Below are 21,924 nucleotides of genomic sequence, written 5' to 3' on the forward strand. Positions count from 1 at the left end.
TGCGATGCCAACGCTTTCGCTCTGCGCTGCGTGACGCTTCGCGCAGCGGCGCTCGTCGACGATCTTGTCCAGAGCGCTGCGATATCGGGCAATAGCGTTATAGACGCCGCCAGGCCTGGCACAGCATCGACAGCGCCTGCTCGCCGTCTAGCCTCAGCCAGTCGCGTGGCGCGACATCGCCCAACGCCAGCGGCAGCGGACCCAGTGGCGGCTGCTCGCGCACCATCAGCTTGCATTCGCCGTGGCGCCCGTCGTCGTCCGGGACGCTGTAACGCAGCGCGGGCAGATAGGTCAGCTTGCCCGAAGCCGTCACCCATCGCCGCGCTTCGGCTTTTGTCGCAGCACGTTTCCGAAAACCGATGGCCGGCACCAGGCAACGCTGGGTCTGCCACACCGCCTGCTCGGCCAGGCTCAGATGATCGGCATCCGCAATCGCATCGAAGGGATGCCTGGGATTTCCACACTCCACACCGAATGTGCATTCGGCCACGACCGTACTTTCCTCGCGTCGCTCGATCACCGCCAGCAGCTCGCCGAGGGCGACCTCTCTCTCTGTCGCGCCTTCGCGCGCGTCGGCCTGCCAATGCCGCAGTTGAATGAGATGCGTCAGTGCCATGGAGCCTCCTGGTAGAGTTCTGTGCCCCCTTCCGCAGATTGGTCGAGACTTTGGAACGGGAGGCCAAGGTTTCAACCGCTAAATGGCTCAAACGTGACCGCTGCAGAGTATTGGGGTGAATGTCGGGCGCATCGCTTGAGATGGCCGCTACATAAAGTCGCCGACCCCAGAGGTTGCGCGAGCGCTGCCTGAAGGGTGTCATGTCAGCGCTTGATCACGCGTTATCTCCTGAGTGCGGCCTGGAGTGCACCACTGGAGGCTTCGCCAGAAGGCGCGAGGATTGATTCAAAACAACGGGCGGCAGACGACAGACATTCGCGAGCGGACATGCAGGGAGCCTGGCTTGTCACGATGCCGCGATACGCGCTCGCGGCTAGCCTTGCGCGGCAGCAGACAAAGGTCAGTTGGTCGCCAAGCCAGGGGGTGCCGACGGAGCGCACCTATCCAGCCCCTCGCCGACCGGTCGCACTGGGTTAGGAGCGCGATTGCTCACTCCCCGGCACGGTGGTCAGATGCAGGTCCCGGCGTAGCGCCAAGACCCTCGCTCAGCAAGCGCAGACCGACCATGGTCATCGTGCCGTGCACCGCGCAGCTCGGGCAGGTCAGGCTCGCCCCCGAATCATGAGTCGCGATAAAGCCGGGTCCACCCACGGCGGCCCCCCACCGATGCGCGCAACGCAGGCACTCGGCAATAAGGGATGAAATCCCGATCCACCGCCCCGCGCTGTACAGCGGAACGGCCTGATGGATGTTGAAACATGCAGTCTGCAGCATCGATGCCCTCCACGGCTCGGAAGCGGCCCTGACGCGAAGCGCTCCCAGGCAACGCAGGCCGTTATCAGCACTACAGCCGTCTGCAACGCGAAACGCGGCCACGTCAGGCCGCGTGCGCGTCGCGGGGCCTGGGGCCGTGGGTGACGCGCGCCGGCGCTTGCCGTTGCTGCATTGAAGCATTGGCGCCACAGCCCGGCGAATCGGCATGCAGTCAGCGAGTTGAAGACGTGGGTGTCCAGCTGTGGGCGGGGAGGGTAGCGGCCCGACACGCAGTCGATCCAACAACCGGGAGCGGGGAGGCCGCTCTGCAAGCCGCAGACCGCAGCCCCGTGCTCTCTCACCGACCGGCCCTGGAATTCCACCACGCCAGCGCAGAGACGCTCTCTCAAGGCTGACGCATGCCCCCGTTGGCACCACCGCCCTTAACTCGAGGAGAGCGCCGTCTTAGAAGCCCACCAAAGCCGCAAAAAGAAAGCCCCGCCTTTCGACGGGGCTCTTCGAGGGCCCGACATCAGCTATCGGGGGCTCCCCTGCAGCAGGACCGCGAGATCAGCTGGTGAACGGGAGTTTGGGCCGGCGGATGTGAGGCTGCTGAGAAGGCTGATTGAGAGAGGTAAGCCCTTGACCGACTGTTGACGCCTGATGTGCGAAGCGACAATCATCCTTAACTGTCGTCTGGGGACGATGTACGGGTAGCAAGAACAGGAATTCTTCCCTTCCACTTTAAGGATCGATATGAAGCCCGCTGTCTCAAGTGCGAGGGGTCCTAGGCATTTGCTTTCGTTTGCTACCCATTTCATGGGGGCAATTGCTGCTCTGGCCCTGACGGGCGGAGCTTTTGCCGGCTCCGCAGTCGCGCAGACTGTCAGTGCTTGCTACGAGGGCGTCTGCAAGAGCTCGCTTAGTGAAGCGGAAGCGCTCATGCGGCAAGACCCCATCTACGGGAGCCTGTTCCGCAAGTCGACGTCTCGTCTTCTTACTGTGAGTGACAGGTCGTCGACCCGTGCTATCCAGTACGATGTTGATAACACGGTGCCAGAGAGGTTTTATCAGCCCGGTTACGTCATGGACGGCTGGGGCTCTTATGAAACGGGCTGCGCGGCCTCTGAGAGTGATGAATATACCTGCGTAAGTGAGCAGGAGATTATAGCTCGCTTTGCCGCGTCCATGAAAAATTTATACGCCGGTTGCAACTTGCGGAATGAAGCTATCGGAGGCTCCTACATCGAGCCGTTTAGGACTGTTAGGTCTTATTACAATGGGTCCTCGGGTAGTACCGGAAAAATCGATAGCACGCATCAAGGCGCAGGGCCGAACGGCCAAAAAGCATGGAGTTATGAAGTCAATTGCCCCGCATGGGGTGAGCCTGTAATTTGGTATCCGCGCTGGCATCCGATCTATAAGACTCAGGTCTTTCAGTGTCCAGTTGGCTTCTATGCTGAAGATGGAATTTCGGCGGCGTACGCCGATGCCAATACGAGCCCAGACGCGATCGTCGAGTGGCCAAAACTTTGCGCGCCTGGAAAGCAGTACGCTGAGATCAGCGTCACCACAACGCAGGTGGCGAGCCCATGCACTGCGCATCCTTGCCATCCTTCCACAGGTGATAAATCAAGGGCGGAAGTCGATTTCGAGTTTGCTGGGCGGCCTTTTGTGCGTAGCTATCACTCTCTCGGCCAAGCTTCAGGACACTCCGGATCGGGAGCTTCTTGGTCACATACCTACGAAGAGCGTCTAGATATCTACGGAAGTGTCGTGCTCGTCGATGAGCGCGGTTTTGTTGAGACCTTTTCCGCCCTCAACTCCGCAGCGGATCGTTTGCGAGGAAGAAATTCCCAGCGGCTGCTCACGTTGGACAGCAACCATCGCTATCACCTCTATGAGGCAAACCGGGCCGAGAAGATCTTTGACAGGTCGGGGAGTCTTATCTCAGTAGTCGATCCAAACAAGCCAGCTCATAGCCTTGAGTTGGTGTATACGAACGGGCGACTCGCCAGAGTGACTGATGGTACCGGGCGCTCACTCGTGTTTCATTACTCGGGAGGCTTGCTGAGCTCGATTGACCGGCCCGACGGGCAGAAGGTCAGCTATTATTATGATGGCGACAACAACCTCAGCGCTGTTGACTACGGCGGGGGCGTGGTTAAAAAGTATCACTACCATGAGCCTGAGCTTGCCGGCTCTAATCAAATTAATCACCTCACTGGCATCACGTCTGAGGACGGGCGCCGCTATGCTAGCTTCGCATACGACAGCAAGGATCGTGTTGTTTCCAGCGTTTTGCACGTCGCCGATGCAAGGGTGGAGCGTACCTACCTGAATTACTCATCCGAGACGTCGGTTTCAGTTGTAGTGGACGGGGAGGGAGATACGACATACACCATCGAGCCTGGCATGTACCGCCGAATCACCGCGGTCTCGCGTCCTAACGGGAGCAGTGGCTACCAGTTCAACAGTGATGATCGTCTCGCGCAGGAGACGGACGCAAAGGGGGTGGTGACTTCCTATACCTACACGGACGCGTACCCTAGCTCGATCGTTCGCGGTGTAGGGACAGCGAGCGAGAGAAAGGAAGTCATCTTGCGCGACGCCAATAATCAGACTGTGAGACGCGAGCTCTGGTCTAAGGCTGGTGGAACGGAGAGGCTGGAATCAGTTGAGGCATTTGTTTACGACAATGCGCGTCGGCTGCAAGCGTCTTGCGCCGTCGACCCTGCTGTATCGGTCGCGGCGAGTTATCAGTGCGGATCATCTGCATCGGCTCCGGCGGGGGTGAGGCAGCGCAGGTTCACCTACTGTGATACTTCTGACGCTGCGCAATGTCCGCTTTTGAGTCTGATGAAATCCGCTGTCGGCGGCACTGAGCCGGAAGTCGCCTTGGAGTATCGCGCCGTTGATCATGCTGTGTGCACAACCAATCAAGCTGGTTGCGCTTATCGCAAAGGCGACCTCTGGAAAATCACCAACGGCCTGGGCCAGGTCACCGAAACCCTGGCTTACGACGGCGCCGGCCGCCCCAAATCGGTCAAGGACCCCAACGGCGTCATCACCGATTACGAGTACCACGTCCGCGGCTGGCTGACCGCGGTCAAGGTGCGCGGCACCAACAACAGCGCCGAGACCGACGACCGCATTACCCGCATCGAGTATTGGCCCACCGGCCTGGTCAAGAAGGTCAGCCTGCCCATGGGCGCCGCGACCAACTACACCTACGATGCCGCCCATCGCCTGACCCAGGTCTCGGACAACGCCGGCAACAAGATCGTCTACACGCTGGACAATGCCGGTAACCGCATCAAGGAAGAGGTCAAGAACTCCAGCGGCACGCTCAAGGCCACCCTGAGCCGGGTCTACAACCAGCTCGGCCAGCTGGCCACGGCGGCCGACGCCAGCGCCAATCCGACCGACTTCTCCTACGACGCCAATGGCAACACCACTGGCACCGAGGACGCCCTGGGCCGCACGACCAGCTACGCCTTCGACGCCCTGAATCGGCTGAAGGAGTCCATCCAGGACACCGCGGGTATCCAGGCCAAGACCGGCGTGAAGTACAACGCCCTGGACCAAGTCACCGAGGTGACCGACCCCAAGGGCCTGAAGACCACCTACAAGTACAACGGCTTTGGAGACCTGACCGAACTCAAGAGCCCGGACACCGGCACCACCACCTACACCTACGACGAGGCCGGCAACGTCAAGACCGCCAAGGATGCCCGTGGCAAGACCGCCACCTATGCCTACGATGGTCTGAACCGGGTCACCTCGATCGGCTACGCCAGCACCGCCCTCAACGTCACCTACGGCTACGACACGGCCGGCACGGCCTGCGCCAGCGGCGAGACCTTCGCCAAGGGCCGCCTGAGCTCGATGACTGACGGGGCAGGCAGTACCCAGTACTGCTACAACCGCTTCGGCGATTTGGTGCGCAAGGTGCAGACCATCAACGGTGTCAGCCTGACCCTGCGCTACACCTATGCAGCCAATGGCAACCTCACCGGCATGGTCTACCCGGACAACACCGTCGTGGACTACACGCGTGACGTGCAGGGCAGGGTGACGGCGGTGGGTGTGACCCGACCGGCGGCCAGCCGTGAGGTCGTGCTCAGCCAAGCCAGCTACCACCCCTTCGGCCCCGTGGCTGGCTGGACCTATGGCAACGGCCGCACCATGAGCCGGCCGGTGGATCTGGACTACCGCCCCCTAGCCATCGTCGACTCGGCCGCCGATGGCCTTCAGGTCGCCTTTGGCTACGACCCGGTGGGCAACCTGACCAGCCTGAACTCGGCCACCAACACCACCCCGCAGCTGACCATCGGCTACGACGCCCTGGGCCGACTGACCTCGCTGAGCGATCCCAACGCCACCCAGCCGTTGGAGGCCTACACCTATGACGCCACCGGCAACCGCACCAGCGCCAAGCAGAACGGCCTCACCAAGGCCTACACCTATGCCTCGACCAGCCACCGCCTGACCAATGTCGGCGGCCTGGCCAGAAGCTACGCCGCCGACGGCAGCACCACCGCCCTCAACGGCACAGCCAAGCAGTTCACCTACGACGACACCGGCCGGATGCAGCAGGCCAAGAACGGCAGCACCGTGGTGATGAACTACCGCTACAACGGGCGAGGCGAGCGCACCCGCGCCTATCTCGGCAGCGCCAACACCTACACGCTCTACGACGAGGCCGGCCACTGGCTGGGCGACTACGGCAACAACGGCACAGTCATCCAACAGGCGATCTGGATGGAAGACCTGCCGGTGGGCGTGGTCACCACCGCCAAGACCCACTACCTCCAGCCCGATCACCTAGGCACCCCACGCGCTGTCATCGACCCTGCTAGCAACAAGGCCATCTGGAGCTGGAGCATCCGCGGTGAAGCCTTCGGCGCTACCGCACCGAACGAGGACCCCGACCAGGACGGGCAGGCGTTCGTCTTCAACCTGCGATTCCCCGGACAGCGCTATGACGCGGCGAGCGGACTGAACTACAACTACTTCCGGGACTATGAGCCTGGCACGGGGCGGTATGTGCAGAGCGACCCGATTGGCTTTGCCGGCGGCATATCAACGTATGGATACGTCAGCAATTCCCCGCTCGAGTACCTTGATGCACTCGGACTCCAGAGGGGCATCCCGATCCGTGGTCCTACCACTCCCGGATATCCGGGTAGTTCGGGTGGCTACTACGATCCCAACAGTCCCTACAACACGGGTCCAAACGGTGAGACTGTATACCCAGGCATGTCTATCCCAAGCTCTGCCGATATCGTAGCCGGCATCCTCACATCGCCGCTTCTTACGTCTCCTGCTTCTCCGGTCCCCACGTTCCTTTCGTTAACCAAGCATCTATCGAGCGAGATGGCGTGCGGTGAAGGTGAGAATTGCCAGAGGCGTTACGAAGAAGAGGCGGCTCGATGCGAAACTTGGCGAGGTCGAGGACCGCGCGGTGAGAGTGAGCGGTGGTACTACGCCTGTCTCTCCCGTGCCGCAAATCGGCGTAACCTATGCACGGGTAACGGTGGTCCGACTGGCGAAGAACCACCAGAATGGTCTGGCAGAGATTTGCGATAAGTATGGAAGAGGTAGACGCTAACACGGGCGCACGAGAGAGTAAGTTCCCCTCTGGGGAATTGGAGTCGCGAGGTAATTTTATCGACGGGCGCCAAGTGGGAAAACACCAAAGGTGGCACAGAAATGGAAGACTGTTCTCAGAGATTGAGTACAAAGATGGCGTAATGGATGGCGTAATCCGTGAGTGGGACGAATCTGGTCAAATGACGCTTTGCGCCAATTTGTGCTCTGGCGAGTTCCATGGCAAATACCGGACCTGGTGGAATTCTGGCTCGCTCAAGGAGGATGGTGAGTTTAGGATGGGAAAGCGAGTTGGAAAGTACGTCTGGTACAAGTCAGACGGATCTGTGTGGCGGGAGCTCGATTTTCCGGTCGATACATCGGAATGATCTTTCCATTGAAACGGGCGCTCATTTAGACGTTCGAAAAAGCCTTCAACGAATCGCCTTCTGATAAACCGAAGGCGCCAGCGCCTTGAGCCCGCTCTGCACATCGCCCAGATGCTCCGAGTGCCCGATGCAGAGATAGGCGCCGGGCTTGAGGCAGGCGACGACGCGTGCGATTACCTGCGCTTTGGTGGCCTGGTTGAAATAGATCATGACGTTGCGCAGGAACACCACGTCGAACTGGCCCAGCCGCGGCAGCGCGGTGGTCAGGTTGGCCTGGGCGAAGCGCACCTTGCTGCGCAGCGCCGGATCGATCAGCAGGCTGCCGGCATGCTCTTGCTGGCCGCGCAGGCAGTAGCGCTTGAGATATGCCTGAGAAAGATGCTCCAGACGCTGCATGGGGTATTGACCGCGGCAGGCGATGGCCAGCATGCGGGTGCTGATGTCCGTGCCCAGGACTTCGAAGGGCCGGCCATGCCGGACCTGATCCAGCACCATGGCCGCGCTGTAGGCTTCCTCGCCGCTGGAGCTGGCGGCGCTCCAGAAGCGGAACGTGCCCGGCCCAGCCTGGCGGGCGACGTCCTGCAGGAAGTCGAAGTGCTTGGGCTCGCGGAAGAAGTAGGTCTCGTTGGTGGTCAGCAGATCCACCGCGGTCTGCGCCTCGGCGCCGCCGTCCGGGCGGCCCAGCAGGGCCAGGTAATCGCCATAGCTGGCAACGCCGCACGCGGACAGGCGCTTTTGCAGGCGGCCGCATACCAGCGATTGCTTGGAGGCGGCCAGATGGATGCCGGCGCGCTGCTGGATGAAGCGCTGGATCTGGGCGAACTCGGCCGGGGTGATTGCCGGCGCGTCGCCCAGCATCCGGTGATCGCCCATGGCCTGGGCGGACATGTCAGTGCAGCTCCGCCAGCTCGGCGTTCGCCTCGCCCCAGGCCTGCAGGTCCAGGATCCGGTGCATGTCCAGCAGGATCACGAACCCCGAGGCGCGTTTGGCGATGCCGGTGATGAAATCGCTGCGCACGTGCGTGCCGAACGGGGGCGGCTCGTCGATCTCGGCCGCGCTCAGTTCCATCACCTCGTGGACCGCGTCGACCTGCACACCCATGATCTGCGCCTGGTCGCCGTGTTCGACCGCCACGATGACGATGCAGCTGCGGCGGGTGACAGCGCTGGCCGGCTTGCCCAGGCGGACCAGCAGGTCCACCACCGGGACCACGGCCCCACGCAGGTTGATCACCCCGCGCAGGCCGGCGGGCATCATCGGCACCGGCGCCGGCTCACGGTACTCGATGATCTCCTTCACCCCCAGGATGGAGGTGCCGAGGATTTCGCTGCCCAGGCTGAAGGTAAGGTACTGCGAGGCCTGCGCAGCGATCGGAGCCGACCCAGCGGCGGCCGATGCCGCAGCGGAAGCATGAGTGTGCATCGCGACCTCCCTCAGAACCGCGTGAACTTGGAATCGTCCAGGAACTCACCGTGCGGCTGCGCGTAGGCCAGGTGGGTGCCCGCGGCGACCGACAGGCGCTGGCGCGAGGGCGCCGCACGCTTGCTGGGGGCCACGTCCGCCACGCCCTGCGCCGGACGCGGCGCGCTGCCGGGCAGGCGGAAGAACGCCATGGCCTGCTGCAACTGCGCGGCCTGGGCGCTCATCTCCTCGGACGTCGCGGCCAGTTCTTCCGAAGCGGAAGCGTTCTGCTGGGTGGTCTGGTTGAGCTGGATCACCGCCGCGTTGATCTGGCTGACGCCGGAGGACTGCTCCTCGGAGGCGGCCGAGATTTCCTGCACCAGGTCGGAGGTCTTCTTGATGCTGGGGACGATGGTGTCCAGCAGGCGGCCGGCCTGGTCGGCCAGCTCCACGCTGCTGCTGGCCACCTCGCCGATTTCCTGCGCCGCGACCTGGCTGCGTTCGGCCAGCTTGCGCACCTCGGCGGCCACCACGGCAAAGCCCTTGCCATGTTCGCCTGCCCGTGCCGCCTCGATGGCCGCATTGAGCGCCAGCAGGTTGGTCTGGTAAGCGATGTCGTCGATGATGCCGATCTTCTGCGCGATCTGCTTCATCGCCTGGGTGCTGGCGGTGACCACTTCGCCGCCCTTGACCGCATCCTGCGCGGCTTGCGTTGCCATCGAGTCGGTGACGCGCGAGTTCTCGGTGTTCTGTGCGATCGAGGCGGTCATCTGCTCCAGCGACGCGCTGGTCTGCTCGACGCTGGCGGCCTGCTCGCTGGACGCCTGGCTCAGCGACTGCGCCGTGGCGCTGACTTCCTCGGAGGCGCCGGCCAGGGCATGGGCGCTGCCGTTGACTTCGCCGACCACCGCCGACAGCTTGGAGACCATTGTGCGCATGGCTTCCAGCAGACGGCCGGTCTCATCGCGCCCGGTCGGCTCGATCTGCATCGTCAGGTCGCCTTCGGCCAGGCCGTTGGCCACGGCCACCGCGCGCCGGATCGGCACCGTGACGCTGCGGCTCATCCACACGCCGGTGCCAATGCCGATCAGCACGCCGGCGATGGTGATGGACAGCATCTTGAGCACGATGCCGCGGTAGATCTCATCAGTGGCGTCGTTGGCGGCGGCCGCGGCGGTCTGCTTGAGCTTGCTCAGCTCGCTCATGGTCTGGTCCAGCACGTCGGCGTGGCCGCGCACGGTTTTCAGGGACGCCACCAGCTCCGGATTCAGCGCCAGGTTTTCCTTCTCCGCCAGGTCCAGGCTGTGCTGCAGTTCGGCCAGGTAGGTGACCCAGCGCTGCTCGAAGCCGACGAACAGCTGCTGCGTCTGCGGATTCTCGTCGAACAGCGGCTTGGCGCTGGCCATCTCGGTCTGCACCGCCGCGATGTACTGCTTCATCCGCTCGCGGTGGTGGTCGCGCTCTTCCTGGGTCTGGGCCAACAGGAAGTTGGCGCGCGAGCGGCCCAGATAGATGAGGTTGATGTTGGCCTCCTTGACGCTGGACAGGCCCATCAACTCCTTGTCATACAGGCTGGTGGCCAGCTCGCTGATGCGCCGCGAATCGCGAATGCCCTGCCAGCCGATGACGCCACCGATCGCCGCCAGTACCAGGAAGGCAGCGGTGAGACGGACTCCAATCTTGATATTGCCCAACATGATGCGTTCCTCTTAAGTGGCTCAGGCGGCTTGGGCGTCGAGCGCGGTGTCGTGGGGGTAATGCGTTGGTTCGATCTGGATGACGATTGCGCGGATGCCCCGCGTCATGGCCGCGTGCCTACTGCGCTGCGCGGCCGCAAGTACAGAGGCGCCAGGGGGCCGAAGCTGGTGGAACATCAGCAACTGGGCACCGGTGGAATGCCTGGCAGCCGACCTGGGATTAACCGATGCGTAAAACCCGCTCGAGGACTCGCCACACATCGACCGGTCGGACGCCGACGTGCATCTGCAGGTCACCCCGTCCGGAGCAACGCTGGTGCTTTGCTGGGTGTCCTGAATCTCGACTACGGGCATGGCTGAGCTCCTGCTTCGACGCTTCCTTGAAATCATTAACGTCTTGTGTAGAAGCGCCTTGAAGCTCGGTTTCGTTTTCCTAGATTCACATCGCATTCACAGCGTTTCCCGCGCTCCGAGCGGGAAATTAAGGAATGAACGTCAAATTTTTTCTTCGATTCGAAACGTTGACTCGCTGTGGCATGTCCGCTTTTGGGCGCGCACTCGACCACGCTTTGGCCAGCGTTTCACCACGGTTGGTTCCATCGGGCGCAGGTTCCGACCTTCGGAGGTTGGTCGTGCGCGGACCACGGCGCATGCACGTCGTGCGCCGAGGGCATGCTCCGCACAATCGCTCTGCGATTGGCGGACAACTCGCGGGAGTGAGAAGGCTGAAGCTTCGCGTCGGTGAATTGGCGCACGGCGCCACGATGCGATCGAGGTTGCCAGGGTGTGCGCGCGCCGCAATCAACCTAGCTGCGATCAGCAGCGGGCGCTTGGAAGATCGGAGAGCGTGGTCGTGAACATGCCCGACAGCAGCGCCTGCTGCGAGTGCCACTGCGCGCCGCGCTGCCAGCCGCTGGCGCCCAGCCCGGCGGCGCTGCGGCCGAAGCGGCGGTTGATCGCGTCCAGGGTGGCCATCAGCCTGTCGTCGCCATGACGCGCGGGGCCGAACAGGTCCGCCTGCAACTGTTCGGGGCGGGCCAGGTCCATCAGCCACACCCCGGCCTTCTTGTAGGCGTGGCCCTGGCGCATGAAACCCTGCGAAAGCCGCCGCACCGTCGCCAGGATCAGGCGGGTGTCGGAGGTGGCCGCGGGCAGGCGCGCGGTGCGGGTGGGGTTGTGCTGTGGCACGCCGGGCTTGAACGGATCGGTCTCGGCCAGGATGCCGATGGCGCTGGTGGTCAGCCCCTGCTGGCGTAGCTTTTCGGTGGCGCGGATGGCGAAGGTGGCGAGTGCATCGGCCATGTCCTGGGTGTTGTCCACCCACTCGCCGAAGGAGCGGCTGACCATGATCTGCTGGCGGTCGGGTTCGACCTCGGCCAGCTCGAGGCAGGGGCGTCCTTGCACTTCGCGTTGGGTACGCGCCATGACCACGCCGAAGTGGGTGAGCACGTCGTCCGGCGGCGCATCGCGCAGGTCCGCCACGGTGTGCACGCCACGCGCCCGCAGGCGCGCCGCCCAGCGGTGGCCCACGCCCCAGACTTCGCCGACCGGCGTTGCGCGCAAGACCGCATCCAGGGTGATGGGCGCCAGCGCAGCCAGGTCGCACACGCCGGCAAAGTCGGCCGGATAGCTGCCTGGCTTGCGCGCGGCCTCCTTGGCGATGTGGTTGGCCAGCTTGGCCAAGGTCTTGGTGGGGCCAATGCCCACGCAATTGGGGATGCCGGTCCAGCGGTGCACGCGCTCGCGTAGCGCCACCATGCGCGCGTAGCGGTCGCCGATTCCGGCCAGGTCCAGGAACGACTCGTCGATGGAGTACACCTCCACCCGCGGCACCGCCGCGCGCAGGATCGCGCCGATGCGCGCGGCGATGTTGCCGTAAAGCCCGAAATTGGCCGAGCGCATCGCCAGCTGCCGGCGCACCTGCGGTTCCACCTTGTGGATCGGGTGGCCCATGGTGATGCCCAGCGCCTTGGCCTCATCGGACCGGGCGATCGCGCAGCCATCGTTGTTGCTCAGCACCACCAGCGGCCGCCCGCGCAGCTCGGGCTGGAACACCCGCTCGACGGAGCAGTAGAAGTTGTTGCCGTCGATCAGCGCGAACATCAGCGCCCTTTGCGGCTATGGCCCCGGGTGATCTGGCGCGCCACGCTGACGACCGCGAACACCTCCACCTCGGTTTCCGGCGCCAGCACGATCGCCGGCACGTAGGGGTTGCGGCTATGCAGTTCGATGTGGTCGGCGGCGACCTTGAGCACCTTGCAGGTGGGCTGGTTGCCATCCCAGGTGGCCACCACGATGTCGCCATCCAAAGGTGTGACCGAGCGGTCCACGATCAGGATGTCGCCGTCGCAGATGCCGGCATGCAGCATGCTCTCGCCCTCGGCCTTGTACATGTAGGTGGCCGGCGGATTGCGCACCAGCACCCGGTTGAGGTCGATCTCATCGTCCTGGTAGTCCTCGGCCGGGGACGGGAAGCCCAGCTGGATGCGCAGCGCGCTGACGGGCATGGACAGCGCCGGTGGATCGACCACAGCGATGCCCAGGTAGCGGGCGTAGGTATGGGGGGCAGGCAGGTAAAGCATGGCGCGAACTCTCGCGGGATGAGGTCTCAAGTCGCGAGACGGGCGAGAAAGTTAGCAAAAATACTAATGGCGGGCCTGAATTGGGAGGCGGAGGCGCGGCGGCTTCGTCATGTTAGGTACGAGCGCCCACGCGTTTGATCGAGCGGCGCCGAGCTGCGCCCGCACTCGCTCAGGTCAGCGGCTGTTGAAGCCATGCCTGTTGTCGTCGCAAGCCGGTTGCAGAGATGCCTCGGCAGTCAACTCGCGTGATCAGATTCGCGGAGGCCTTTGGGCGAGCTGCCCACTCACTCGTTACGAGCAGGCGCATCCAGCGCCTGCGCAGGCGGTGCTTCATCCACCGCACTGGGCGCGGGCCCATAGCGTCCGGGCAGGGCGCGCGAGGCCAGCGGGAAGCGCTGGCCAATGGCATGCACCGGGGAGATGACGGCCGCGGTGGCATTCACGCCGGCGGCGGCGCGCTGGCGCAGGGCGACGTAGTGCTCCAGCAGGCCGCATAGGATCCAGAAATTGCCCATGACCGGGCCTTCGTAGAAGGGGCTGCCGTAGGCGTTGCCCAGGCCGACGGCCACCACCATCAGCGTGAATCCCAGCGTCAGCGCCTTGCCCTCGGTGTCCTGGGAAGGCACCTTGCGCACCATGCTTGCGCCGAACCACAGCAGGCTGGCCAGCACCAGCAGCAGCGCGCCCAGGCCCAGCGGCCCGGTCTCGGCCAGGGTCAGCATGTAGATGCTGTGGGCGTCGTAGCCGGCATAGCGCGGGACGTAGGTGCCGATGTTGCGCTTGAAGCGGTTCAGGCCCACGCCCAGCGGGTGGTCCTGCCACATCTCGAAGGCGCCGGCCCAGATCTCGAAGCGGCTGGCGGTGCTGTCGTCGAGCTGCTCGTCGCCCACCGCGTCCTGCTGCTGGGTCTCGGCCACGCGCTGGGTCACGCTGTCCGGCAGCAGGCCCACCGCCGGTACCATCAGGATGCCGATCAGCGTGGCCAGGATCACGTTGCGGCGGATCAGCAGCAGCGCCACGCAGACCAGCGCGATCAGATAGGACTGGCGCGAGTAGGTGGCCATGATGGCGATGGCCAGCAGGCCGATGCCCACCACCGCGCCCAGGCGCCAGAGCTTCTGCCCGCGCAGGAACAGCGCCAGGGCGACGAACAGCGGCATGAACATGGCGTAGAACACGCCGGCGCGGTTGGAGTCGCGGAAGTCGGTGCCGAACGGGCCGGAAGCGCGGCGGGTCTCGTTGAAGTTGCCGAAGCCGTAGTCCAGGCCTTCGCGCACGGCTTCCAGGCCGGCCACCGCGGCCACCACGGCGACCAGGATGATCAGCTGCCGGGTGCTCTTCTCGTCCTGCCCGCAGCGCCGGTACACGAAGTACAGCAGCGGATAGAACAGCAGGTTCTTCAGGTAGGTGATGTCCTCGATGGCATCGCCCGGCTGGCGCAGCATGCCGATCACGCAGGACAGGGTCAGCGCGCCGAACAGCAGCAGCAGCGGCACGGTCAGCGGCGAACGCCCGATGGCGGTCTGGTGCCGCGGCTTGAGCACCAGCAGGCCGGCCACGCACAGGCCGAACAGGATGTTGGAGACGTTGACCGCGGGAATGCCGGTGGAGAAGTCCAGGTGAAGCTGGTTCACCATGAACACGATCGGCACCATCAACAACCACTTCAACATCATGCCGCTCCGGCCGGCGCATCCAGGAAGGTGCGCGCCCAGCGTTCCAGGCACAGCACCTGCCACAGCGGCTCGCTGTGGTCCACCGCGCCGGAAAGGTGCTCGGCCAGCAGGCCGTCGGCGGCGGCCGGGTCGATCAGCCCGCGTTCGCGGAAGCTGCGCGAAGCGAAGGTGTCCGCGGCCAGGGCGCGCAGCGGCCCGCGGAACCAGGCCGGCAGCGGCACGCCGAAGCCCTGCTTGGGCTTGCTGATGGCGCGCGGCGGCAGCCACGGCGCGGCGACCTCGCGCAGCAGGTGCTTGCCACGGCCATCGCGCACGCGCAGCGACTCGGGCAGGCGCAGGGCGAACTCCACCAGCGAGGTAGCCAGGAACGGCGAGCGTCCCTCCAGCGAGGCAGCCATGGCCATGCGGTCCAGCTTCACCAGGATGTCGTCGGGCAGATAGCTCTGCAGGTCGATCGCCACGGCGCGGTCCAGCACCGAATCGCCGGCGCCGAGATCGCTGCCGGCCTGGTGTAGCAGGGGCAGGTCGTAGTGCTGGGCGCCACCGGCGCCGGCGCGCAGCGCGCTGGCCGTGTCCGGACGGGTCAGGGCCACGCCGCTGAGGTAGCGCTGGGCGAAGGGCAGGCGCATGCGCTCGCCGATGCGGCCCAGCCGCTTGCCCAGCGGGTCGGGCACGATGGCCCCGGCCATGGACAGGGCCAGCGCGGCGGGCTTGCGCAGCGCGCCGCTGCGCTCCAGGGTCATCAGCTTGAGATAGCGGTCGTAGCCGCCGAACAGCTCGTCGCCGCCATCGCCGGTCAGCACCATCTTCACGTGCTGGGCGGCCAGTTCGGACACCAGGTAGGTGGGCACGGCCGAGGCGTCGGCGAAAGGCTCGTCGAAGTGGAACACCAGCTTGTCCAGCAGGCCCACCGCATCGGGTTGCACGACCAGCTCATGGTGCTCGGTGCCTAGGTGGCGGGCCACCCGGCGGGCATCGTCCAGCTCGTTGTAGGCGTCTTCGCTGAAGCCGATGGTGAAGGTCTTGACCGGACGCTGCATGCGGCGCGCCATCAGCGCCACCACGGTGCTGGAGTCCAGTCCGCCGCTCAGGAACGCGCCGAACGGCACGTCGGCCACCAGCCGGCTGGAGACGGCCTGGTCCAGCAAGGTTTCCAGCTGTTCGGCCGCTTCGGTCTGGCTCAGCTGCAGCTTAGGCCCCATCGACGGCTGCCAGTAGCGATGCAGCGAGACCTGGCCGTTGCACACGCGCAGCAGGTGGCCCGGCGGCAGCTTGTGCACGTCGCGGAAAATCGAGCGCGGGCAGGGCACGTAGCCGTAGGTCAGGTAGGCGCGCAGGGCGTCCGGGTCGATCTCGCGCGGGCAGTCCGGCGATTGCAGCAGCGACTTGAGTTCCGAGCCGAACAGGATGCGCTGCGCGTTGGCCGTGTAGTACAGCGGCTTTTCGCCCAGGCGGTCGCGCGCCAGCAGCAGCTCGCCACTGCGCGTGTCCCAGATGGCCACGCCGAACATGCCGTCGAGCCGGGTGAACGCGTCGGCGCCCCAGCGCAGGTAGGCCTGCAGGATGACTTCGGTATCGCCCTGGGTGTGGAAGACGTGGCCGGCCGCTTCCAGCTCGCGCCGCAGTTCGCGGTAGTTGTAGATCTCGCCGTTGAACACCAGCGCCACGCGCCGGTCGGCGCCATACAGCGGCTGGTGGCTGCCGGCGACATCGATGATGGCCAGGCGGCGCATGCCCAGCAGGGCACGCTGGTCATGATGGATGCCGGTGTCGTCCGGCCCGCGATGGGCGATGACCTCGGTCATGCGCTGGCCCAGGGCCAGGGAAGGCGCCGGCTGGCCGGGGGCCACGACAAGTCCTGCGATGCCGCACATCGGTCAGATCCCCGTCCCGGCCAGGGCCGAGCGTTCCTGCACCGGCGCCGGCTGGCCACGATAGATCGCAAGCAGGCGGGCCAGCACGCGCTCCAGTCCGGCCTGGCGCTCCACCGCCACGCGCGCGGCTTCGCCCATGGCCTGGCGCGCGTGCGCGGGCAGCGCGGCGGCCTGGGCCAAGGCCTGCGCCAGCCCGGCGCGGTCGCCCGGCTCGAACAGCCAGCCGGTCTCGGCGCGCACGAAATCCTCGTTGCCGCTGATGCGGCTGGCCACCATCGGCAGGCCCGAGGCCATGGATTCGAGCAGCGTGTTGGACAGGCCCTCGATGCGCGAAGGCAGCACGCCCAGGTTGGCATCGGCCAGCACGCGCTCGATGTCGTTGCGATGCCCGGCGAAGTCCACCTGCGTGGCGATGCCCAGCGCCTGCGCGCGGGCCTTCAGGCCCTCTTCCAGCGAGCCGGTGCCGACCACCAGCAGGCTGGCCTGCGGGTGCGCCGGGGCGATGTCGGAGAAGGCGTCCAGCAGCGTGTCCAGGCCTTTTTCCTTTTCCAGGCGGCCGATGAACACGAAGCGCGCCGGCGCATCGGGCGCGCGGGTGACGCCGGCGAAGCGCTGCGTATCGACCGCATTGGGGATGGCGGCGATGCGCTCGGCGGGAATGCCGCGCGCGGCCAGGGTCTTGGCGATGCGCTGGCTGATGACCTGCCAGGTGCCGATCCGCAGCAGGGCCTTGTAGGCGATGCGGTCCCAGAAGGGCGCGTTCGGCGCCAGGGTACCCATTTCCAGCTCCCACCAGCCCGAGACCTTGGCCAGCACGCGCTTGTCCAGCCAGCTGCCCAGCAGCGCGCAGACCGCGCCCATGCGGTGAGCAATGTGCACGTGCCAGGCGTCGTAGCGGTGGCGGCGGCGGACCAGGAACGCGGCCAGGGTCAGCCACAGCAGCGGACCGCTGAACAGACGGATGTGCGGGTAGCGCAGGCGCACCACCGGCACGCCATCGACGCGGCAGACCCGGCCCTGCAGGCCATCGCGCAGCTGCGGCGCCAGCACGGTGACACGGTGCCCGCGCGCGCGCAGGGCGCGCGAGAGCGTGCGCACCTGGGCCTCGGCGCCGCCGCCGCGCTGGGCCGGGTAGGCGGCCTCCAGCACCATCAGCACGCGGACGGGAGTCTCAGTGGACAGCGGAGCGCGCATCGAAGTACTTCCTCATCCACAGTTCCAGAACCAGCAGTTGCCACAGCGCGGCCGAATGGTCCGCGCCGCCGGCCATGTGCATCTCCACCAGCCGGCTGACGAAGGCCGGTTCGATCCAGCCGCGTGCCTGCGTGCGCTCATCCAGCAGCACCTGCCGCACGCGGGTCTGCATCGGGCCGGGCTCCTTCATCCACACCGCGATCGGCAGGCCGAAGCCCTGCTTGGGCTTCTTGAGGATGTCGGTGGGCAGGATGCCGACCATGGCCTGCTTGAACAGCCAGCGCTTCTGCGTGCCGCGCAGCTTGGCATCGGCCGGCAGGCGGCCGCAGAAGGCCACCAGCGCCTTGTCCAGATACGGGAATCGCGCGGCGACGCCATGATGGCGGCAGGCGCGGTGCACCTTGACCAGGTCGTTCTGGGCGATGGCCATGGCCAGGTCCAGGCGCATGATCTGGTTGAGCGGGTCGACCGGGCCGCCTTCGGCGTAGGTCTGGCGCATGTAGTCCAGCGAGGCATCGCGATCGACCTGGGCGCGGAACGCCGGGGTCAGCAGCGCCTCGTAGTATTCCGAGGCGAAGGCATCGTCCTGGTAGAAGCGGTCCGGATTGGGCATGGCGCCGCGCCGGGTGTAGTTGCGCACGCGGTTGAGCGTCCAGTTGCTGCCGCCGCCGACGGCATTGCCGATCGCCACGCCCAGGGCCTTCAGCGGCGCGGGCAGGCGATAGAAGCGCTCCATCAGCTTGTCCTTGGCGTAGCGCTCGTTGCCGCCGAAGATCTCATCGCCGCCGTCGCCGCCCAGCATCACCGTCATGCCCAGCTGCTGGCCCAGTTGCGCGCAGGCCAGGGTCGGCACGGCCGAGGCGTTGCCGAAGGGCTGGTCGTAGGCCTGGATCACCGTGTCCAGCATGTCCAGCGCCCGGTCGCGGTCCACGCGCTCGGTGTAGGGCTCGGCGCCGCAGGCGCGGCTGGCGATGCGCGCGAACTCCAGCTCGTCGTATCCGGCCTCCTCGAAGCCGATCGAGCAGGTCTTCACCTGCCCGTCGCTGGCCAGGATGCTGGTGATGCTGCTGCTGTCGGTGCCACCGCTGAGGAAGCAGCCCCAGGTCATGTCCTTGTCAGGGCGATGCGCGCGCACGCTGTCGATCATGCGCTCGCGCAGGGCCTTGGCCAGGGCGTGGTCGCCACCGTGCAGGTCGGCCGGATACTCGGGCAGGTAGTAGCGATCGGCGTGCGCGCCCTGCAGCGACAGCTGCAGGCGAGTCCCGGGCATGACGCGGCGGATGTCGGCACAGATGGTCAGCGGGGCCGGGATGCAGGCGAAGTTGAGGTAGTGATAGACCGCCTGCAGGTCCGGCTGGCGGCGCACGCCGGGTGCGTCCAGCAACAGGCGCAGGTCGGTGGCGATGGCGAAATGGCCATCGCGGGCGTACCAGTACAGCGGCAGCGAGCCGAAATGGTCGGTGGTGGCCAGGAACGCCTCTTCCGCCGCCCCGCCCCAGGCCACCTGCGCGAAGCGCCCGCGCCACTGCGAGGCCACCGCCTCGATCGCCGGCTGCGCGCCGTCTTCCAGCTGGCCTTCGATCAGGTCGGCCAGGGCCACCCAGCGCGTCCCGGCCGCGGTCTGACCGCGATGCACGTCCCCGCGCACGGCGGCGATCGTGCCAGGTGCGGGCCCGGCCAGCGGCTGGAAACCCTCCAGCCCGTCCAGCCACGCCTGCGCGCGCGGCCCATAGGCCACGATGAAGTCGCCGGTCACCGCCACGGTCATGCGCGCTGCTCCCGCGGTGCGTCGTTCTTCATGGAAACAGGGCGGTGCATGCAGCGCTCGTAGATGGCAGTGGTGGCCGCGACCAGCGCCGGGATGGAATAGCGCGCCTGCATAGTCGCCCGCGCTTGGCGGCCCAGCTGCTGGCGCAGGGGGGCATCGGTGGTGAAGCGCTGGATCAGTTGCGCCAGCATGGCATCGTCGTCCGTGTCGAACAGGGCGCCATCATGGCCGTTTTCGATCAGCTCCGGGTTACCGCCCACGTTGGAGGCGATCACCGGGCATCCGCTGGACATGGCCTCCATGACCACGTTGGACATGCCCTCGTAGCGCGATGGCAGCACGGTGAAGTCGGCGGCCTGCATTAGCGCCAGGGTGTCGTCGCGTTCGCCCAGGAAGCGCACGTCGGCCCCCAGCGCCAGCGTCTCGACCTGGCGCTGCAGCACCGCGCGCAGCGGGCCGTCGCCGGCCAGCAGCAACAGCGGGCGATGGGCCAGCGGCAGGCGCGAAAGCGCGCGCAGCAGGCAGGGGATGTTCTTGGCCTCGACCAGGCGGCCCACGTACAGCGCCAACACGCGCTCCGGCGGCACGGCCAGCGCCTGACGCATGACCTGCCTGGCGCTGTCCTCTGGCAGGTCCGGGATGACGATGCCGTTGGGCACCACGTCGATCCTGGCCAGCGGCACGCCGGCGCGCTCGGAGGCCGCTTCCGCGCCGGCCTGGGAATTGGAGATCACCGCCGCGCTGCTGCGCAGGATCACCCGCTTGATCCGCCAGAACCAGCCGGGCATCTCCACGTACAGCCCACGTACCGAGGCCACGCGCCTGGCGCGCGAGAACCCCAGCAGGCTGGCGATCAGCGTCCACAGCTCGGCGGTCAGCGAAAACGCATGCACCAGGTCGTAGCGGCCCTTGCGCAGCAGCGCGGCGTAGCGCAGCACGAAGCCCGGGTCGATGCGCCCGCGCTTGGGCAGGTGATGCACCACGATGCCCTGGGCTTCCAGCTGGTCCACCAGAAACGAGCGCTGGCGGAAGTACAGCAGCTCCGGCTGCCAGCGGCTGCGGTCCAGGCCGGACAGCAGGCGGGTGATCTGGCGCTGGCTGCCACCGACTTCCATTTCGTCGGTGACCACCAGCAGGCGGCGCGGGGACGCATCAGCCGGCATGGGCGACCTCGCTCATGTAGGCGCGCAGGCGGCGGGTCTCGGTGCGCACGTCGAAGGCTCGCTCGATCTGCGCGCGCGCCTGCAGGGCCAGCTGCGTGCGCAGCGGCGCGTCGTCGAGCAGGCGCGCGATGGCATCGGCCAGGGCCACCGGATCGCGTTGCTCCACCAGCAGGCCGCTGTGGCCGTCTTCCACCAGCTCGGGGATACCGGACACGCGCGTGCTGACCACGGCGCAGCCGGTGGCCATGGCCTCCATCAGCGCCACCGGGATGCCATCGCGGTTGCCGTCCACGGCCACTTCCGAGGGCATCACGAACACGGCGGCCTGGTTCATCCACTCGCGCACCACGTGCTGCGGCTGGGCGCCGGTGAACTGCACCTGCCGCTCCAGGCCGCTGGCCAGCACCTGCGCCCGCAGCGCGTGCTCCAGCGGGCCGGAGCCGACCAGGCGGCAGCGGAACTCCACGCCGCGCTCGCGCAGCAGCGCCAGCGCGCTGACCAGGGTGGAAAAGCCCTTGATCGGGTCCAGCCGGCCCACGGTCAGCAGCGTGCGCGGTTCGCGCCCCTCGGGCAGGTACGGCGTGTTGGCCGCATCCACGCCGCAATGGATCACCTTCAGCGAGGCATCGGCATGGGCGCCGTGCTCGCGCAGCCACAGGGTGTTGAACTGGGAAATGGTGACGGCCAGGGCGGCGTCGTGCAGCTTGCGCGCCACCAGCTGGTCTTCCACGAAGATGTCGTGGGCGTGGCAGGTGAAGCCGAACGGCCGGCCCAGCAGCTGGCCCAGGGTCCAGGCCACGGTGGAGGGATAGGTGGCCCAGTGCGAGTACACCAGCTGCGGATCGAAGCGGCGCAGCCAGGCGGCCTGCTCCAGCCCCCGCAGCCAGGCGACCAGCGACTTGGCCAGCACGGCCGGCTTGCGCCAGTGTCCGCCGATCACCGTCGCCAGGCTGCCCAGCACCACGCCAGGATGCGCCAGCAGCTCGCGCGCGGCCGACACCAGCGCGCCAGCCATCGAGGCGGGGTGGCGCACGCGGTCCATCAGCGCCGCCGCTTCGGGCTGGACCAGCGCTTCGCTGGGGCGCTTGAGCGAGAGCACGCGCACGTCCACGCCTTCGTCGATCAGCGCCTGGATCTCGCGCACGATGAAGGTTTCCGACCAGCACGGGAACAGCGAGACTACGTAGACCACGCGGTGCAGGGAAGACGAGGTCATGG

The 21,924-nt window shown here is 66.2% G+C and carries 13 protein-coding genes and 1 pseudogene; 2 read left to right on the plus strand and 12 right to left on the minus strand.

Going from position 1 to position 21,924, the window contains the following annotated elements; all coding sequences use genetic code 11:
* Positions 1–97: 97 nt before the first annotated feature.
* The gene (locus EPA99_RS16455) at positions 98–616 is read right to left on the minus strand and encodes a hypothetical protein (protein ID WP_129472339.1); all 519 of its coding nucleotides are present in this window, start codon (positions 614–616) and stop codon (positions 98–100) included.
* A 1,941-nt stretch (positions 617–2,557) separates the two neighbouring features.
* Between EPA99_RS16455 and EPA99_RS19180 the strand changes: the two are divergent.
* Together EPA99_RS19180 and EPA99_RS16460 are read left to right on the plus strand one after the other, a co-directional pair.
* Positions 2,558–3,169 (plus strand): annotated as a pseudogene (locus EPA99_RS19180) (DUF6531 domain-containing protein); the annotation flags it as partial.
* A gap of 1,125 nt (positions 3,170–4,294) precedes the next feature.
* Complete coding sequence (locus tag EPA99_RS16460) at positions 4,295–6,961, plus strand: RHS repeat domain-containing protein (RefSeq protein WP_241688432.1); 2,667 nt, start codon at positions 4,295–4,297, stop codon at positions 6,959–6,961.
* 434 nt (positions 6,962–7,395) lie between these two features.
* On the opposite strand, the gene EPA99_RS16470 is transcribed toward EPA99_RS16460, so the two are convergent.
* The 11 genes from EPA99_RS16470 to EPA99_RS16520 all read right to left on the minus strand — a co-directional run bounded on the left by EPA99_RS16470 (position 7,396) and on the right by EPA99_RS16520 (position 21,922).
* Complete coding sequence (locus EPA99_RS16470) at positions 7,396–8,205, minus strand: CheR family methyltransferase (protein WP_206733793.1); 810 nt, start codon at positions 8,203–8,205, stop codon at positions 7,396–7,398.
* A 34-nt stretch (positions 8,206–8,239) separates the two neighbouring features.
* Entirely contained in the window at positions 8,240–8,773 is a 534-nt protein-coding gene (locus EPA99_RS16475; protein WP_129472341.1) for a chemotaxis protein CheW, read from the minus strand.
* A gap of 11 nt (positions 8,774–8,784) precedes the next feature.
* On the minus strand, positions 8,785–10,449 hold the full coding sequence (locus tag EPA99_RS16480) for a methyl-accepting chemotaxis protein (RefSeq protein ID WP_129472342.1): 1,665 nt from the start codon (positions 10,447–10,449) through the stop codon (positions 8,785–8,787).
* Between the two features lie 816 nt (positions 10,450–11,265).
* Positions 11,266–12,552 (minus strand): Y-family DNA polymerase, encoded by a 1,287-nt coding sequence (locus tag EPA99_RS16485; protein ID WP_129472343.1) that lies wholly within the window; start codon positions 12,550–12,552, stop codon positions 11,266–11,268.
* Positions 12,552–13,031: a LexA family protein gene (locus EPA99_RS16490; protein WP_129472344.1), complete on the minus strand. Its 480-nt coding sequence runs from the start codon at positions 13,029–13,031 to the stop codon at positions 12,552–12,554. Before EPA99_RS16490 ends, EPA99_RS16485 begins: the two co-directional genes overlap by 1 nt.
* 284 nt (positions 13,032–13,315) lie before the next feature.
* On the minus strand, positions 13,316–14,704 hold the full coding sequence (locus EPA99_RS16495; RefSeq protein ID WP_164978680.1) for an O-antigen ligase family protein: 1,389 nt from the start codon (positions 14,702–14,704) through the stop codon (positions 13,316–13,318).
* Positions 14,704–16,581: an asparagine synthase (glutamine-hydrolyzing) gene (gene asnB, locus EPA99_RS16500; protein WP_129472346.1), complete on the minus strand. Its 1,878-nt coding sequence runs from the start codon at positions 16,579–16,581 to the stop codon at positions 14,704–14,706. The genes EPA99_RS16495 and asnB overlap by 1 nt, the downstream gene beginning before the upstream one ends.
* Before the next feature lie 3 nt (positions 16,582–16,584).
* Positions 16,585–17,775 (minus strand): glycosyltransferase family 4 protein, encoded by a 1,191-nt coding sequence (locus tag EPA99_RS16505; protein WP_129472347.1) that lies wholly within the window; start codon positions 17,773–17,775, stop codon positions 16,585–16,587.
* The gene (locus tag EPA99_RS16510) at positions 17,753–19,543 is read right to left on the minus strand and encodes an asparagine synthetase B family protein (RefSeq protein ID WP_129472348.1); all 1,791 of its coding nucleotides are present in this window, start codon (positions 19,541–19,543) and stop codon (positions 17,753–17,755) included. The genes EPA99_RS16505 and EPA99_RS16510 overlap by 23 nt, the downstream gene beginning before the upstream one ends.
* Positions 19,540–20,706, minus strand: a complete 1,167-nt coding sequence (locus tag EPA99_RS16515) for a glycosyltransferase (RefSeq protein WP_129472349.1) — start codon at positions 20,704–20,706, stop codon at positions 19,540–19,542. Before EPA99_RS16515 ends, EPA99_RS16510 begins: the two co-directional genes overlap by 4 nt.
* The gene (locus EPA99_RS16520) at positions 20,696–21,922 is read right to left on the minus strand and encodes a glycosyltransferase (RefSeq protein ID WP_129472350.1); all 1,227 of its coding nucleotides are present in this window, start codon (positions 21,920–21,922) and stop codon (positions 20,696–20,698) included. The genes EPA99_RS16515 and EPA99_RS16520 overlap by 11 nt, the downstream gene beginning before the upstream one ends.
* Between the last annotated feature and the right edge of the window lie 2 nt (positions 21,923–21,924).

The organism is Pseudoxanthomonas composti (genome assembly GCF_004122095.1).
GTDB classification, from domain to species: Bacteria; Pseudomonadota; Gammaproteobacteria; order Xanthomonadales; family Xanthomonadaceae; genus Pseudoxanthomonas_A; species Pseudoxanthomonas_A composti.